Annotated in this window: 19 protein-coding genes; 4 read left to right on the forward strand and 15 right to left on the reverse strand. The window is 70.7% G+C overall.

Annotation, left to right across the window (positions count from 1 at the left end):
* Position 1: 1 nt before the first annotated feature.
* From DV20_RS03480 to DV20_RS03520, 9 genes are all read right to left on the reverse strand, one after another.
* Positions 2–478 (reverse strand): hypothetical protein, encoded by a 477-nt coding sequence (locus DV20_RS03480; RefSeq protein WP_043776375.1) that lies wholly within the window; start codon positions 476–478, stop codon positions 2–4.
* A 102-nt stretch (positions 479–580) separates the two neighbouring features.
* Positions 581–1,132 carry a DUF3558 family protein gene (locus tag DV20_RS03485; RefSeq protein WP_043776376.1) on the reverse strand — a complete coding sequence of 184 codons (552 nt, stop codon included), beginning with the start codon at positions 1,130–1,132 and terminating at the stop codon, positions 581–583.
* A gap of 46 nt (positions 1,133–1,178) precedes the next feature.
* Positions 1,179–1,892, reverse strand: a complete 714-nt coding sequence (locus tag DV20_RS03490) for an ESX secretion-associated protein EspG (protein WP_084093299.1) — start codon at positions 1,890–1,892, stop codon at positions 1,179–1,181.
* A 22-nt stretch (positions 1,893–1,914) separates the two neighbouring features.
* The gene (locus DV20_RS03495; protein ID WP_043776377.1) at positions 1,915–3,162 is read right to left on the reverse strand and encodes a helix-hairpin-helix domain-containing protein; all 1,248 of its coding nucleotides are present in this window, start codon (positions 3,160–3,162) and stop codon (positions 1,915–1,917) included.
* Positions 3,159–3,602: a hypothetical protein gene (locus DV20_RS03500; RefSeq protein ID WP_043776378.1), complete on the reverse strand. Its 444-nt coding sequence runs from the start codon at positions 3,600–3,602 to the stop codon at positions 3,159–3,161. Before DV20_RS03500 ends, DV20_RS03495 begins: the two co-directional genes overlap by 4 nt.
* On the reverse strand, positions 3,599–4,174 hold the full coding sequence (locus DV20_RS03505; RefSeq protein WP_043776379.1) for a 4Fe-4S single cluster domain-containing protein: 576 nt from the start codon (positions 4,172–4,174) through the stop codon (positions 3,599–3,601). Before DV20_RS03505 ends, DV20_RS03500 begins: the two co-directional genes overlap by 4 nt.
* Entirely contained in the window at positions 4,162–4,377 is a 216-nt protein-coding gene (locus tag DV20_RS03510) for a DUF2997 domain-containing protein (RefSeq protein WP_043776380.1), read from the reverse strand. The genes DV20_RS03505 and DV20_RS03510 overlap by 13 nt, the downstream gene beginning before the upstream one ends.
* Positions 4,374–5,990, reverse strand: a complete 1,617-nt coding sequence (locus DV20_RS03515) for an AAA family ATPase (RefSeq protein WP_043776381.1) — start codon at positions 5,988–5,990, stop codon at positions 4,374–4,376. The genes DV20_RS03510 and DV20_RS03515 overlap by 4 nt, the downstream gene beginning before the upstream one ends.
* A gap of 37 nt (positions 5,991–6,027) precedes the next feature.
* On the reverse strand, positions 6,028–6,927 hold the full coding sequence (locus DV20_RS03520; RefSeq protein WP_043776383.1) for an SMP-30/gluconolactonase/LRE family protein: 900 nt from the start codon (positions 6,925–6,927) through the stop codon (positions 6,028–6,030).
* A 303-nt stretch (positions 6,928–7,230) separates the two neighbouring features.
* Here DV20_RS03520 and DV20_RS03525 point away from each other — a divergent pair, with 303 nt between their 5' ends.
* The gene (locus tag DV20_RS03525) at positions 7,231–7,533 is read left to right on the forward strand and encodes a DUF6355 family natural product biosynthesis protein (protein WP_043776384.1); all 303 of its coding nucleotides are present in this window, start codon (positions 7,231–7,233) and stop codon (positions 7,531–7,533) included.
* A gap of 224 nt (positions 7,534–7,757) precedes the next feature.
* Positions 7,758–9,416 carry an AMP-binding protein gene (locus DV20_RS03530; RefSeq protein ID WP_043776386.1) on the forward strand — a complete coding sequence of 553 codons (1,659 nt, stop codon included), beginning with the start codon at positions 7,758–7,760 and terminating at the stop codon, positions 9,414–9,416.
* 127 nt (positions 9,417–9,543) lie between these two features.
* Here DV20_RS03530 and DV20_RS03535 read toward each other — a convergent pair whose 3' ends face one another.
* Positions 9,544–10,512 carry a R2-like ligand-binding oxidase gene (locus DV20_RS03535; protein ID WP_043776387.1) on the reverse strand — a complete coding sequence of 323 codons (969 nt, stop codon included), beginning with the start codon at positions 10,510–10,512 and terminating at the stop codon, positions 9,544–9,546.
* On the reverse strand, positions 10,509–11,108 hold the full coding sequence (locus DV20_RS03540; protein WP_043776388.1) for a TetR/AcrR family transcriptional regulator: 600 nt from the start codon (positions 11,106–11,108) through the stop codon (positions 10,509–10,511). The genes DV20_RS03535 and DV20_RS03540 overlap by 4 nt, the downstream gene beginning before the upstream one ends.
* Before the next feature lie 93 nt (positions 11,109–11,201).
* On the opposite strand from DV20_RS03540, the gene DV20_RS03545 reads away from it, so the two are divergent.
* Complete coding sequence (locus DV20_RS03545) at positions 11,202–11,819, forward strand: HAD family hydrolase (protein ID WP_043776389.1); 618 nt, start codon at positions 11,202–11,204, stop codon at positions 11,817–11,819.
* On the opposite strand, the gene DV20_RS03550 is transcribed toward DV20_RS03545, so the two are convergent.
* On the reverse strand, positions 11,816–12,052 hold the full coding sequence (locus DV20_RS03550; protein ID WP_043776390.1) for a hypothetical protein: 237 nt from the start codon (positions 12,050–12,052) through the stop codon (positions 11,816–11,818). The two genes, DV20_RS03545 and DV20_RS03550, sit on opposite strands and share 4 nt — an antisense overlap.
* A gap of 131 nt (positions 12,053–12,183) precedes the next feature.
* Between DV20_RS03550 and DV20_RS03555 the strand changes: the two genes are divergently transcribed.
* On the forward strand, positions 12,184–12,570 hold the full coding sequence (locus DV20_RS03555) for a cold-shock protein (protein WP_013230216.1): 387 nt from the start codon (positions 12,184–12,186) through the stop codon (positions 12,568–12,570).
* On the opposite strand, the gene DV20_RS03560 is transcribed toward DV20_RS03555, so the two are convergent.
* The 3 genes from DV20_RS03560 to DV20_RS03570 are packed head-to-tail and all read right to left on the reverse strand — an operon-like array spanning position 12,567 to position 15,752.
* A complete protein-coding gene (locus tag DV20_RS03560; protein WP_043776393.1) occupies positions 12,567–13,043 on the reverse strand; it encodes a DUF2771 family protein in 477 nt (158 codons plus the stop codon). The genes DV20_RS03555 and DV20_RS03560 overlap by 4 nt on opposite strands.
* A gap of 10 nt (positions 13,044–13,053) precedes the next feature.
* Positions 13,054–14,934: an MFS transporter gene (locus tag DV20_RS03565; protein ID WP_043776394.1), complete on the reverse strand. Its 1,881-nt coding sequence runs from the start codon at positions 14,932–14,934 to the stop codon at positions 13,054–13,056.
* Between the two features lie 50 nt (positions 14,935–14,984).
* Entirely contained in the window at positions 14,985–15,752 is a 768-nt protein-coding gene (locus DV20_RS03570; RefSeq protein ID WP_043776395.1) for a glutaminyl-peptide cyclotransferase, read from the reverse strand.
* Positions 15,753–15,765 lie beyond the last annotated feature (13 nt).

The following is a 15,765-nucleotide window of genomic DNA, read 5'->3' on the forward strand; positions in this document are numbered from 1 at the left end:
ATCACTCGCTCCCGCGAAGCTTGGCGAAAGTCTGGCTGTGCGCGTCCTCGGTTTCGCGGTAGTTCTTGCGGGCGATTTCCAGGGCTTCGCGGACTTGGATGAATCCTTGCTTCAGCAACTCGAGGTTGGGGATAAGCGACTGGTCCCCGTCGGCGGCAACCTTCGCATTGAACTCGGCGATGTCCTTCGCGTAGCTGCTGGAACCCATGCCGGGAGCTCGGGCGAGGAGCTTCACGTCGTGGAAGATTTCGTCGAATTCGTGGATGAACCGGTCGCACACCTTGGTATAGGCGTCGAAACCCGCCTGGTTGATCCCGAATCCGCCGCCCTCGGCGAGCGACTTGAACTGCTGAGCGCCCGCGTTGAGCCGCTTGGCGCCTGCCTCGTCGATCGGGACGTCCAACAGGCCTGACAGGAAGTGGTTGCCGGCGTCACCCGCCGCAGGCGGCTCACTGCCGAAGTGTGCACCGGTCGTCATCGTCCACCCCTCTCGACACTGTGCGTACCCATGCCAACTGTAGTAGTGACGATCGGCGATGTCAGCAGATCCGTGACGCCGGCAACCCGTCGAGGGACGGTCTCAGCCGTTCGCGGGAAGAAGGGGTTCGACCTTGGTCGAAACGTCGTTGGCCACCCGGCAAGCCTCCTCGGTGCCCGCTGTCTGCAGGGTCACCAGGACCGTGGCCCGCGACTTCGGCTTCACTTCCATGGAAACGTCACAGGAACCCGTGCCGCCGAGAGCGTCACGCTCCTGAACTGCCGGTCGCCCGTTGACGTCCCCGGTCACGGCCTTGCCCGGGGTGGTGACGATGTCGTTGATCGACTGTCCGGGCTGGAGCGCAAGACCGATCACGCCATAGTCGGTCTTCTTCGTGTCGCAGTTGTGGGCTGCATCCGCATCGCTCCGCTTGGCGGCTGCGTAGCCCTGGCCCGCCAGTACCTGGTCCAGGAGTTTGCACGGGTCCATCCCGCCGAACGGGTTGTCGCTCGTGGCGCCACTCGGCTTGGTCGTGGACGCACTGCTCGACGGCGTCTCCGCGGCTTGCGGCGTACCCCCCACCTTGCTGTCACAGGCGCTCAGCGCGAACGCCACGGTAGCCAAGGCGAGGATCGTGCGAACTGCTCGGGTCACGACCTGAACACTACGGGTAGATCACGTACCCGGGCGAGGACGCACGTCACCGGTGGGTCGTCTCCGCGATGCGGTCGTGCAGCCACCCTCTCAGGTGTCCCCCGTCCGAGGGGACGAACCGGAGCCGGACCTCGTCGGCGGACAGGGGCTCGGTGAAGGTCAGGTAGCGGCCTCCGTCCGTGTCCACGAAGGTCACCGTGCCCGCTGGGCGGAGGTTGCCCTGGCCTAGGCGGGTTGACAGCTCGAAGGTGCCGTGGCGGTGGGGGGCCCACTGGGCGAAGTCCCGCAACGCTTCGTTGTCCGGCGCCCGGCCCGGGCCCTGTGTCACGGTCAGGGGCGCCACCGGCAGCGGTCCGTAGCCGGGGAGGATGCCGACCAGGGCGTCGACCAGGTGGTCGGGGCGGATCTGGACGAAATTGATGCCCTCCGGCACCAGCTCCGAATACACGCCTAGGCCGTGGCCGATGGTGGCTCGGTAGAACACCTGGCGGCCGTCCGCCACCTCGGCCGCGCGGACGATGATCAAGACGTCCGGCTGGGTCCACGCCCGGAGCGTCTGCTCCACCTCGATGTCCAGCTTCTCCGGCCCCGCCAGTCCGCGCGCCCGCATCGCGTCCCAGGCCTCCGCCAGGATGCGCTCGTGTTCCGCCAGCGTGTGGCCCGGGCTGCGGATCTCGAACGGGTGCCAGTGCGACGGCAAGCCGGTGCGCCGGACCGCGGCGGTGACCTCCGTCAAGCCCAGCGAGAATTCCTCCGGCACGTCCCGAGCGTAGCGGACCCCGTCAGATGTCCAGCTGACGAACGCCCGTCTCGGGCAACGTCACCCGGGCGGCCGTCGCCCGTCCGCGCAAGCGGACGATCTCGTGCGGTTGCAAGCCGATCGCCACTCCGAACGCCTCCACGTCCGGGAAGCCGCCCTGCCGGCTGCGCAGCTCCAGCGCCGCTGCCACCCGTGGTGGGGAAAGGCCCGGCAGGCTCGCCAAAGCCGCGGCCGGGGCCGTGTTGACGTCGACGAGCTCCACCGGAGGCGCCGGCGGCGGAGCCAAAGGAGCGGCCAAAGGAGTGGCCAAAGCAACCGAAGAAGCCACCAAAGCGGCAGCCGGGACGTAAGCCTCGATCACGTCGTTCTGCTGCAGATCCCGCGTCCCCAACCCCACCGTGAACACCCGCGCCCCCGCGGAAGAACGCACCGAGATCCCGTCCCGCGCCAGGGAAAGCACCGGCAACCCCGACGCGATGACCGTGCTCCGCTCGTTGAACGTCGTCCCGATCGGGCGCAGCACCCGCACGCTCACCCCCACCGTGAACGCCGCGCTCCGTCCCTCCGGCACCTCGACCGCCGCCACCAGGGCACCGTTGCCGAGGTCGGTGACGCCGTGCACCACCGCCGTCCCGTCGCGCTGCTCCACGAAATCCGGCGTCGGGAACGCCGTCAGCGTGTCCCCGGCCAGCGGCGGCACCTCGCACTGGAAGCCCAGCAACACCGTCCCCGCCTGCCCCGGCGGCAGCTCTTCCAGCGGCCCCGCCGGCCCGAACAGCCCCAGCACCCGCATCGGCTCGCCGAGCGGGCGGCCGCCGCGCGCCAGGGCACACAGCGCCCCGGAGCGCAGGACGCCGTCGTGGACACCCACCTGTGCGTGGAAGCCCGTCAGCTGGTCGAAAGCCGGTGCCACCACCGACGCGATCCCCTCCGGACGGCTCATGTCCGGCCCGGCGGCGGCGTCGGTGTACAGCTCCAGCGCGTCGCCGTTGCCGAGGTCCCGGCGCCCGACGGCGACGAACACGTCCTTCAGGAAGCCGGCGTCCGTCACCGGCTCGACGTCGCTGGAGAAGAACTTCTTCCGCACCATGATGCCGAGGCGCAGGTTGTCCTCGACGATCCGGTTGCCCCGGAGCAGCCGCGCGCGGGCGCCGCGGACCGCGCGCCCCGTGCTCACCTGGGCGCCGGGCAGCTCCCCGAGGCCGGGGAGGGTGACCGAGTCGTTGAGCGCCTTGCCGAACTCGATCAGCCCGACCCTGGTCTCGGTCACGACGTGGCGGCCAGGGTGACGCTGATCGACTGGTCGGCGTTGACCCGCTCCGACTCGACGCGCATGCCCGCCTGCGCCGCCCGGTCCTTCAGCCGCGCGAGCACCGCGCGCTGCACTTCGGCCGCGTACGCCTCATCGACGGACAGCACCAGCCGCGCGGCTTCCGAAGGCGTCAGACCGGGCCCGTCGACGTGCGCCACCTGGACGCCCTCGGGGCCGTAGCCGAACGTGATGCGCCGGCCCTCCCAGGCCGCGAAGACGGACGTGCCGTCGTCGGTCACCTGGGCCCGCAGCCCGGCGAGCGCGCGGGCCAGCAGATCGCGGTGGCGCATCCGGGTCCGCACGGTGACGACCCCCGGGCGGGCCTGCGTGTGCGCGGCGATCGTGGCCGCGTCGAGCTGGGCCAGTGCCTCACTGCGCAGCCTGAGCGTGACACTCATCGGCGGTCCCCTTCCAGCAGCGCTTCGAGTACGTCGGTGGTGGCGAACCCGTTCAGCTCGATCGCGCCGTCCGGGGCGATCGTCAGTTCCAGGCGGTTCGGGGTGGCGAAGATCGACTCGTCGTAGCGGTCGGTCAGGAAGTGGAACCGCTGGTTCGCCGACCCCACCCACGGCCGCGACGGCTCGGGCCGATCCGCCAGGAACGGCCCGTCCACCAGCAGATCCGTCGACGCGAGCAGCTCCGACGGCGGCAGGTCCTCCCGGACGTGCCCGGTGAACGTCATCACCGACAGCCCCGCCGAGCGCACAGCCGCGGCGAAGCGGCCCAGCGGTCCGGCCTGGTCGAACGGCTCCCCGCCGAGCAGCGTGACGCCTTCGATCCCGGAGACGGCCAGCACCCGGGAGGCCAAGTCCGGCCACGACAGGGAAAAGCCGCCGCGGGTCGTCCACGTCTGCGGGTTGAAGCACCCCGGGCAGCGCACCGAACACCCCTGCGTCCACACGGCACACCGCGCACCCGGGCCTTCGGCGAGGGTGACGTCGACGATCCGGTGCAGGTTCAGCAGTTCCATTGCGTCTGCTGCCGCGAAGCGGTGTCCTCCACCGAGGCGGAAGTGCGCCGGTAGTCCTCGGTGAACTCCGACGTCACGGTCTCCGCGCCGAGCAGGTCCTCCAGCAGCGGGATGTAGTCGAGGCACTTCGAGCCGGTCACGCCGTGGGTCTCGGCGCTGATCGAGCCGTCCTTGCCGATGGTCACGGTCACGCGGTGCGTCATACGTCGATCGTCCTCCCACTCGGTGCCGCCGGGGGCGGCGGCGCGACGGGTGCGACCGGGGCCCCGGCGCCGGTGTCCGTGGCGGCGACGGCCCGGGTTTCCGCCCAGTTCCTGATGGCCAGGATCTCGTCGGCCTGGGTGACCGACAGCGGCACGGTCGACTTCACCGCCCGCACGAGGTCGTCGCGGCGCAGCGGCCGCTTCTCGGCGAACGCGTCGACCAGGCCGGACAGCACGGCCTGTTCGATCTCGGCGCCGCTGTAGCCCGCGCTGACGTCGGCGAGCTCGGCGAACAGCGCGTCGTCCAGCCGCAGCTCGCTGCCCACGAACGGATCCGTGACGCGCTTGCCCAGGTGGATCCGCCAGATCGCGGCGCGCTCGGGCGCCGAGGGCAGATCGACGAAGAAGATCTCGTCGAACCGGCCCTTGCGCAGGAACTCCGGCGGCAGCGAGCCGACCTGGTTCGCCGTGGCCATCACGAACACCGGCGCCGACTTCTCCTGCATCCAGGACAGGAACGTGCCGAACACGCGCCGCGCGGTGCCGCCGTCGCCTCCGCCGCCGGCGCCCGCGAGGCCCTTCTCGATCTCGTCGACCCACAGCACGCACGGCGCGATGCCCTCCGCCGTGCGGATCACCGTGCGGATGTTCTTCTCGCTGGACCCCACGAGCCCGGCGAAGACGCGTCCGAGGTCCAGCCGCAGCAGCGGCAGCCGCCACATGTTCGCGACGCACACCGCGGACAGGCTCTTGCCACAGCCGGGGACGCCGGTGAGCAGCAGGCCCTTCGGCGCCGCCAGGTTGTACGCCGCCGCGGCGGGCGTCCAGGTGCCGGTGCGCTTGGTCAGCCACCGCTTCAGCCGGTCGAGACCGCCGACGGCGTCGAAGCTCGTCTCCGCCGGCACGATGTCGAGCATCCCGGACCGCCGCACGGCCTGGCGCTTCTCGGCCAGGATGAGCTCGAGGTCGCCGGGATCGAGCCCGCCGCCCTCGACGAGGGCCCTGGCGAACGCGTTTTCGGCTTCCGGCAGCGTCAGCCCGCGCGCGGCGGCGACGATCATGTCGCGGTCGTCGCGGTCGATGCTGATCCGGACGTTCTGCCGGTGCGCGGCGACCATGCTGTCCAGCAGCTCGCCGATCTGGCGCTGGTCGGGCAGCGGGAAGTCGACGACGGTCGCGTCGTGCTCCAGCTCCGGCGGCACGGGCAGCGACGGCGACACGAGGATCAGGCTCAGCGGCACCGGCCGGGTCTTGAACGCCGCGGCGAGCTCCCGCAGCCGCCGCACGACGTCCGGATCGGGCCGGTGGCCGCCCTCCGACACCAGCGACGGGTGCAGGTCGGCGAACACGAAGACGGCGGGTTCGCCCCAGGCGTGGATCCGTTCGAGCGCGGCGGCCGCGGTGCGGGTTTCGCTGATCGGCGGGCCGCCCGCGGGGGCCAGCCCGGTGGTGGACGACCAGACGTAGACGCGCCGCGGGGTCCGCAGCCGGTGGGCGTCTTCGGCGACCGCGCGGATTTCCCGCAGCACCCGCAGCTCTTCGTGCGTCTCGACGACGAGCAGCGGGTAGCGCGCCTGCAGCAGCTGGGTGAGCTCGTCGCGAAAGCCGGCCATCGATCGCCCCCTCGAAATCCGTTCGGACACTACCAACTCACGCGCCGACGACGAGGACTTCGTACGTCGGGCTGGTGGGCGGGTAGCCGCTGTAGATGTGGGAGTTGACGACGGCGAGGTGGCGGCCGACCTTGATCGCCGAGACCGGCTGGTCGAACAGCGGGTCGGTGATGGTGCCGTCCGGGGCGCCGTGGCTCAGGTCGCCGTCGAGGCACCACCGGGTGATCCTGTCGTCGAGCTGCACCGCCCAGAGCCGGTTCCCTTCGAGCACGAGGCTGGCGACGCTGGGCGCGTCGACGCCCGCGAGCTCCGTGCTGACCCCGGTGCGCGGATCGATCCTGAACACCTTGCCGGGAATCGTCGCGGCCACGAGCAGGGTGCCACCGGACGGCGTGGCGATGATGTCGTTCATGAAGAAGTTCCCCGGCGAGCCGCCCGCGCCCGGCCCGCTCAGCGGCAGGGTGCGCGGCGTTCCGAGCCGTCCGGCCACGACCGGCACGAAGAACAGCTGCGGGTGGTAGGAGTCGGTGAACCAGGCGCCCTGCGGCGTCACCACCACGTCGTTGACGTAGGACGTCTGCGGGTCGCCGAAGGTGTAGTCCGCGACCTTCGCCTTGGTGCGGACGTCGTAGACGTAGGCCTTGCCGCCGATCGCGCCGGCGACGAACAGCAGGTCGTGGCGCCGGTCGAAGTCCACCCCGGCCGCCATGGTGCCGGGTGGCGCCTCGATGAAGCGCTCGGCTGTGCCGCGCCCGAGGTTTTCGCGGAAGATCGTGCCGGCGATCAGGTCACCAGTGTAGTAGGTACCACCGCCGGCGGCGGTGATCCCCTCGGCGGACGTGGCGCCGGGCAGCACGATCACCCGCGTCGCCGCCGACGCCGGTGCGGCCACCGCGAGCAGCAGGACGGCGGACGCCAGAGCCAGGATTCTTCGCATCGGGTTCCCTCCCTCTTCCCAGGGAGATCCTGCCACCGTGCCGGCTGACCAGGCACCTGATTCTTGGACTCGGCGGCTACACCGAGCAGGACAACGTGCGCATCCCGATCCGGAGAAGTCAAGTCATCTTGATCGGCAATGGCCGAATTCACCCGGCCGGCGGCTCGGAGGGCCTGGGCCGAGCACCCGGTTTCAGCCTTGCTTGAAGGTGATTGCCCGCGGTGTCCGGTAATCGTAGATTTTGGTTGTCCGGCCGATTCCGGCAGTTCGACCCACCGGCGAAAAAGTGGAGGTAATACCCCTATGTTGAAAACGATTGCGGCCAAGATCGGCGCGGCCACCGCGGTCACGGCCACCGCGGGAGCCCTGCTCCTCGGCGCGTCGGCCCCGGCGTCCGCCACCGAGCAGGGTTCGGCCGGTGCGGCGGCCGTCTGCGGGTACTACGAACAGGGCCTGCTCAGCTATTACAACCACTGCGGGACGACCCACGTCCAGATCCAGGTCACCTACATCATCGGGTCCGACGAATTCAAGTGCGTGGACCAGGGCATCACCAATCTGGGCTACAACGCGACCAACGCCTGGTACACCGGCAACCTCTGCTGATTCCGCGGAACAGACCGGGTCCGTGCACCAGCCGGTGCACGGACCCGGCCGGTTTTCCGCATTTCGTGACGCCGTGGACTCGCGACGGCCGGCGGCCCAGGGCAAAGGACGTCTCGATGTCGTGATGCCCGGTGGGTCCGGGCAGCGCGGCCGGCCCAAGGCTGGCTGACCAGGCACCTGATTCCTAGACTCGGCGCTAGTCACCGCCGACTTCAGGAGGCACCATGCCTGACGCGCCCGCCCGGCCGAGCTACGCCTCGGGAACCTCGCAGGTCCCGCTGCTCGGGGACACCATCGGCGGCAACTTCGACCGGACGGTGGCCGCGTTCGGCGATCGGGACGCCCTCGTCGACCGGGCCGCCGGCAAACGCTGGACCTACCGGGAGCTGGCCGGCGAGGTGGACGCGCTGGCCCTCGGCCTGGTCGCCCAGGGCATCGGCAAGGGCGACCGGGTCGGGATCTGGTCGCCGAACCGGGCGGAATGGACGTTCCTCCAGTACGCGACGGCGAAGATCGGCGCCATCCTGGTCAACATCAACCCGGCCTACCGCGCGCACGAGCTCGAGTACGTGCTGAACCAGGCCGGCATCCGGCTGCTGGTGGCGTCGGACCGGTTCAAGACGTCGGACTACCCCGCGATGGCCGAGGAAGTGCGCGAGAAGTGCGCGGCGCTGGAGCAGGTCGTCATCCTGGGCGGCGAGGACTGGCACGCGCTGCTCGAAGCGGGGCGCGGTGGTGACCCGGCGCGGCTGGCGCACCTGCAGGCCGGGCTGTCGGCCGACGACCCGATCAACATCCAGTACACGTCCGGGACCACGGGTTTCCCCAAGGGCGCCACGCTGTCCCACCACAACATCCTCAACAACGGCTACTTCGTCGGCGAGCTGTGCGGCTACACCGAGCAGGACAAGGTGTGCATCCCGGTGCCCTTCTACCACTGCTTCGGCATGGTGATGGGCAACCTGGCGTGCACCAGCCACGGCGCCTGCATGGTCATCCCGGCACCCGCGTTCGACCCGGGAGCCACCCTCGAAGCGGTCGCGGCCGAGCGGTGCACGTCGCTCTACGGCGTGCCGACGATGTTCATCGCCGAGCTCAGCCACCCGGACTTCGGCGAGTTCGACCTGTCGTCGCTGCGCACCGGGATCATGGCGGGCTCGCCGTGCCCGGTCGAGGTGATGAAGCAGGTCATCGACCGGATGGGGATGGCCGAGGTGTCCATCTGCTACGGCATGACCGAGACGTCCCCGGTGTCGACGCAGACCCGGTCGGACGACTCGATCGAGCGCCGCGTCTCGACGGTCGGGCGGGTCGGGCCGCACCTGGAGGTCAAGGTCGTCGACCCGGAAACCGGCCTGACGGTCCCGCGCGGCGAGCCGGGGGAGCTGTGCACGCGCGGGTATTCGGTGATGCTCGGGTACTGGGAACAGCCGGACAAGACGGCGGAGGCGATCGACGCGGCCCGCTGGATGCACACGGGCGACCTGGCGGTCATGGACGACGACGGCTACGTGAACATCACCGGCCGCATCAAGGACATGGTCATCCGCGGCGGTGAGAACCTGTACCCGCGCGAGATCGAGGAGTTCCTGTACACGCACCCGGACATCCTCGACGCGCAGGTGATCGGCGTCCCGGACGAGAAATACGGCGAAGAGCTGATGGCCTGGGTCCGCATGCGCGAAGGCGCTTCGCCGTTGACGGCGGAGAAGGTGCGCGAATTCTGCAGCGGCAAGCTGGCGCACTACAAGATCCCGCGGTACGTCCACGTCGTCGAGGAGTTCCCGATGACGGTGACCGGCAAGGTCCGCAAGATCGAGATGCGCGAGAAGTCGATCAGCCTGCTGGGCCTGGAGAAGGCGGCGGCGGCGAAGCACGCCTAAACCGCCTGACGCCTTCGGGCGTGAGCCCTTCGCGAATCCGCGAAGGGAGGCGACCGATGATCATCCTGACCTGGGAGTGGTGAACACCGGGGTGGGGCGCCTCCGTGGGAGGCGCCCCACCCCCGTCTCAGCCCACCGCCGCGGCCGCTTCCGCGATCGCCTTCGCGTCTTCCTCGCCGAACGTCTCCTCCAGCTGCTCCGGCGAGTAGTCGACGTCGATCTGCTCCACCGGCATCCCGCGCGCCGACTCGATCGCGCCCAGCCTCCGCTGGGCCCGGTCCGCCGCGTACTGGACGATCTCCTGCGGGTCGTTGTCGAACGGCAGTTCCTCGAACTGGTCCTGCACCCACTGGATCATGTTGAGCGCGTGCGGCAGCAGCTCGCCCATCCGCTGCTGCACCGCGTCCCACAACGAGTCGTCCGCGGCGACGTGGCGCCGGCAGGTGAACGTGCCCCACGCCATGTGGCGGCGCTCGTCGTCGCCGATGCGGCGGACCAGCTCCTGCATGCCCGGCAGGATGTCGTGCTGGGTGCAGATCAGCTGCCACGAGTAGTAGCCCGTCAGCGCGAGACTGCCCTCGATGACGTGGTTGTACGTCACGCTCGCGCGGATCTGGTTCAGCGGGCTGGGGTCGTCCTCCAGCGCCCGCAGCGACTGCGGCAGCTCCTCGTAGAACAGCTTGCGGTAGTGCGGGTTCTCCGCCACGAACGGGTGGAGGTCCTCGGTCAGCCCCACCGCGTCCATCCAGCGCCGGAACACCTCCGTGTGCTTGGCTTCCTCGAAGCAGAACTGCGTCAGGTACATCTCGTCGCCGAACCGGCCGGTCGCCGACATCGCCCGCATGAACGGCTGGATGTCCTCCGTGACGGCCTCTTCGCCGGCGATGAACTGCGCGACCAGGTACGTCGTGCTGCGCTGCTGCTCCGGGTTGAGCGTGTCCCAGCCTTCGCGTTCCCGGCTGAAGTCGATGTCCGCCGGGTTCCAGAACTTCTTGTTGCCCTTGACGAACAGCCGCAGCGGGAACGAGTCCCAGTTCAGCCCGCCCTTGCGCAGCGAGGAAAAGCCGGTCCTGAGCTCCGGGAGCGTGTCGGTCATCTGTTCACTCCATTGTGGACGAATTGGCGGATGGCGGGTGCCAGCACGGCGGTGACGGCGTCGGCCGCCTCCGTCGCGGAGTGCGTCGGGAGGACCAGGTGCGACAGGGAAAGCCGCACGGCGGTCTCCGCGAGCAGGGCCGCGGCTGCGGCCGAGAGCCCGGGCTCGAGCTCGCGGTACTGCTCGGCGGCGAGGTCCGCGGCCGCGGTGAGGATCGGCTCGCCCCTGGACGTGAGCAGCGGCAGGAGGTCCTCGCCCGCTTCGGTGCCGAGCGCCGCCGCGACCAGGCGGTTCTCCCGCGCGTGCTCGATCGTGTAGACGACGGCGTGGTGGATGCCCGCCAGGAGCCCGTCCGCCGCTTCGAACCGCTGGCGGATCCCGTCGAGGAACTCCGACGCGGTGCGCAGCGCCACCGCCTGGGTCAGCGCCGCCTTGTTCCCGAACTCGTTGTAGACCGTCTGCCTGCTCACGCCGGCCTTGGCGGCGACGTCGGCCATCCGCAGGCCCGCGTGGCCGCGGTCCGGCAGCAGGTCTGCGGCGGCGTCGAGCAGCGCCTCCCGCAGGGACGCCTTCGTCCGTTCGGTGAAGCTGGTCACACCTCACCTTGACACAAATGGTCTCGCTGTCAAGACGCTGTACACGCTCGGCTCGCGCGTCAAATTGTCGGTGCCGGCGGCTACGGTGCAGGTGTGGGCATCACCGTGGGGTTCGACCTCGACATGACACTGATCGACGCCCGGCCGGGGATGGCCGCGGCGATGAACGCGCTGGGCGTCGAATCCGGCCTGCCGCTGGACGGCGAGGCGTTCGCGGCCAACCTCGGGCCGCCGCTCGACGACATCCTGCGCGGCTTCGAGGCGCCCGAGGAGCGCATCCCCGGGCTCGTCGACCGGTTCCGCGAGATCTACCCCGAGGTGGTCGTCCCGAGCACGGTCGCGCTGCCGGGCGCGGTCGAGTCACTGCGGGCGGTCCACCAGGCCGGCGGGCGCACGCTGGTCGTCACCGGGAAGTACGGGCCCAACGCGCAGCTGCACGTGGACGCGCTCGGCCTCGCCGTCGACGAAGTCGTCGGCGAGCTGTGGTCGACGCAGAAGGCCGAGGCGCTTTTGGCCCACGACGCGCGGGTGTATGTCGGAGATCACGCCGGCGATATCCGGGGTGCCCTCGCGGCCGGGGCGATCCCGGTCGGCGTCACCACCGGGCCGTGCGACCGCGCGCTCCTGCTCAGCGAAGGAGCGGAGGTGGTGTTCGAGTCGCTGACCGAGTTCCCGGACTGGTTCGAGAAGACGTTCGCGGCGGTCCCTTAATCCTTGGCCCGGGCCTCGATCACCAGCGCGATCAAGGCCAGCAGCAGGCCCAGGGACGTGATCACCCCGGCGGCGAGGGACAGCCACAGCGGCAGGTTCTCCAGGCCGGCGGCGAACATGATGAACACCGCCAGCACGGCGAGCATGCCGAGGCCGAACAAGCCGATGCCGACGCGCATCAGGAACGGTTTGCCGGGGGTGGCCACGCCGGTCTCCTTCGTCGTGCTCTTCATGACGCAAAAGGGTATCCGCCGGTATCGACTTCTCCCCAGGGCCTGTGGCGAGATACCCTTTACCCAGCGCGCCCTGGGTACGCCCCGGGCGCGTTCGTCGTGAGCGGACAGCAGAAGGACTGGTGAGGGAAGTGCCGACCGGCAAGGTCAAGTGGTACGACGCGGAGAAGGGGTTCGGGTTCGTCACGCAGGACGGTGGCGCCGACGTCTACATTCGCAAGGCCGCGCTGCCGCAGGGCGTCGAGGGGCTGAAGGCCGGTCAGCGGCTGGAGTTCGGCGTCGCCGACGGCCGTCGCGGTCCGCAGGCGCTCTCCGTCCGGCTGCTCGACCCGCCGCCGTCCGTCGCCGAGGCGCGTCGCCGCCCGGCCGAGGAACTGCACGGCCTGATCGAGGACATGATCAAGCTGCTGGAGCTGAAGGTGCAGCCGGACCTGCGGCGCAACCGCTACCCGGACCGCAAGCACACCAAGCAGATCGCCGAGATCATGCGGGCGGTCGCCCGGGACATCGACCCCTAAGCCTCCAGCCGCAGGCCCCACACGTCGCTGGGCAGCAGACCCGATTCACCGGTGCTCGAGTTCAGCACGGCGGTGTACTTCTGGACGTCGACCGCCGAAATGCGGTCGGCGGGCGTCGGCGGCGTGACCGTGTAGGCGTAGCGGTCCAGCGACGTGAACGGGATCGGGTCGCTCTGCTTGTACTCGCCCTGCGGGGTGACGTACTCGTAGACGATCTGCCACGGCGCTTCGGCGACCTCGCCGGGCACGGAGATCTGCACCGGCTTGCCCGGGCGGACCTTCAGCGTCTGCGTCGAGCCCTTCGCGCTGCACGGCTGCGCGAGCTGCTGCGAGTAGTCGCACGTGAGCACGGGCGTGGTGTTGACGGTGTGGCCGTCGGCGTAGAAGGTGACCTCGGCCGGGCCGGGTGCCGAGCAGCCGGCCACCGCGAACCCACCGGCCGCAAGCAGGGCCACCACCCGGGAACGTCGCATGGCCCGGAGCCTACCGGCGGGCCGTCGGGTCTCCGGGCAGGCCCTGGGCCGGGAAGCTGCCGGTCGGCTCCGGCCGCAGCGGCCGGTCGCCGCCGAGGCCCGGCACGAGCGAGCCGCCGCGGCGCACCAGGTACGTCTGCGTGAGACCGACGGCCAGCACGATCGTGATCACCAGGAAGCCGATCCAGTACGTCGGCGGCAGCAGCAGGCCGACCGCGCCGCCCATGCACCAGGCCAGCTGCAGCACGGTCTCCGAGCGGCCGAACGCCGAAGCGCGCGACTCCTCGGGCAGGTCCTCCTGGATGACGGCGTCGAGGCTGATCTTGGCCAGCGCGCTGGCCGTGGCGCCGATCAGGCCGACGATCGCGGCCGTGGCCAGGCCGGGCAGGATGGTCGCGACCAGCGCGGCCAGCACGCAGCCCGCCACGCAGCCCACGATCACCTGGTCCGGGCGGCCGAAGTGCAGGCGCGAGCCCAGCGCGTTGCCGAGGAACCCGCCGGCGCCCGCGGCGGCGCCGATCACGCCGAGCAGCAGCAGCTGCATGAACGGCGTCTGCCCGCTGCCCTCGGTCTGGGCCTTGACCGCGAACGCGGCGAACATCATGAGGAAGCCGGTGAGCACCCGCACCGAGCCGTTGCCCCAGAGCGCGACGACGATGTGGCGCCCCATCGGCTGACGCCGTTTCTTCTCCTTCGGGTGCGCCGAAAGCGACGTCGGCACCTCACCCTCGGTCGCCTCCACCCAGGCCGGGATCCGCATCGACTGGACGGCCGCGGCGACGCAGATCAGCGCCGTGAACCACAGCGCGCCCGCCGACCCGGAGATCGCGTTGATCCCGCTGGCCAGCGCGCCGAACACGCCCGCGGCGACCAGGCCGAACGTGGTCAGCCGGGCGTTCGTCTTGGAAAGCGTGATCTCCGAGGGCAGCACCCGCGGCGTCACCGCGGCCTTGAGCACGGTGAACGACTTCGACAGCACCATCATCCCGAGCGCGGCCGGGTAGAGCAGCCAGTCGTCGAAGTGCAGCGCCATCACGACGGCCATCAGGCCCTGGCCGACCGAAGACGCGCACATCGCCAGCCGCCTGCCGCGCTGCACCTTGTCGAGCGCGGGCCCGATCACCGGGGCGACCAGCGCGAACGGCGCGATCGTGATGAGCAGGTAGAGCGCCACCTTGCCCTTGCTCTCGCCGCTGGTCGCGGCGAAGAACAGGGTGTTGGCCAGCGCGATCGCCATCGCCGCGTCGCTGGCGTAGTTCAGCATCACGGCGTAGGTCAGCGAGGTCAGGCCGGACTTCTCGGCGCCGTCGGCCTTCGTCGCGCGCTGGAAGGCGTCGACGGCCTGGCCGGTCAGCTGGCGGCTGCGCATCGCCGCCACCCGCGTGACGGTGATCTTCTTCGGCAGTTTCGGGATGCCGCCCGGCGTCCGCGGTTCCTCCCGCGGCGGCGGTGGCGTCGGCTCCGGCGGCCGCGGTTCGCCCGCGTAGCCGCCGGTGTCGTAGTGCTCGTACTCGCCGCTGCCGGGATAGCGTTCGCCCTGGTAGAAGCCGCCGACCGGCGGCTCGCGGCGCACCGGCTCGGTGCGGTGCGGGTCGTACGGCCGGGCCCCGCGCGGGGGCGGCGGTCGGTGGGCGGTGGGGGCGGCCGCGGTGGGCGCCTCGTCGGCGTTCGGCACGCGGCCGTCGTGGAACCCGGCGCGCGGCGGCACGGGCCGCTGGACGCGGGTGGGCGGCGGCGGGCTGCCGTGCTCGGCGCGCGGCGCGGCGGCGTCCCGCCAGGACCTGGCCTGGGCGGCGCCCGGTTCCGGCGTCCACCGCCGCTTGGACTTCCGGCCGCGCGGCTGACCCGACCGGGGGCCGTCCGAGCCGGAGCGGGAGCCGAAGAGTGCCACGTGTCAATCCTGCCCTACCGGGTGCCGGTTCCGCCTGCTCATCCGTGCTTTCACGGCTGAGCCGGGACGAACCTCACCCGGAACGTGACCGGCCACTGCTTCCCGGTGAGCAGGAAATCGCCGGTGCCCGGGACGGCGGCGATCCCGTTGAGCACGTCTTCGGCACCGGTCACGTTCGCCTTCGCCCGCAGCTGACCTGCGTCGATCGTCCCGGTGATCCGCCCGGTGGCGGCTTCGATCCGCAGCACGGTGTCGGTGTGCCAGACGTTGGCGTAGACGTCCCCGCCGACGCATTCGAGCTCGTTGAGCTGGTCCCGGCCGACGTCGACGCTCCCGGTGACGGCGAAGGTCTCCGGGTCCCGGAAGGTCAGCCGCGAGGAGCCGTTGCTCATCACCAGGCGGCCGTCGGCCTGGTGGCAGAGGCCCCAGCCTTCACCCTGGAAGGGGACCCGCCGCCGCTCGGCGAGGGTGGCGGCGTCACGTTCGATGGCGACGCCGTCCTGCCAGGTGAGCTGCCACAGCGTCGGCCCGAGAACGGTGACGCCCTCGCCGAACATCGGCGACGGCAGGGTGACCGTGGTCCGCGGCGGGCCGCCGGCGGGGCCCGCGGTGAGCGTGGACTTCCCGGCGAGCCCGGTGCTCTCGTACAGCGTGTCGCCGTCGAACTCGAGGCCTTCGGTGAAAGCGGCGGGGTCGTGCGGGAGGGTCCCGGCCACCTGGACGGTGAGCCGTTCGGGGCCGGCTGGTTGTTCCTGGGCCCCGGCGCACCCGCCGAGGGCGGCGGCCAGCAGCAGGGCGGTGACGATCGGCGTGCGCACGATGAACAGCCTG

The organism is Amycolatopsis rifamycinica (assembly GCF_000695625.1).
In the GTDB taxonomy this organism is placed as follows: domain Bacteria; phylum Actinomycetota; class Actinomycetes; order Mycobacteriales; family Pseudonocardiaceae; genus Amycolatopsis; species Amycolatopsis rifamycinica.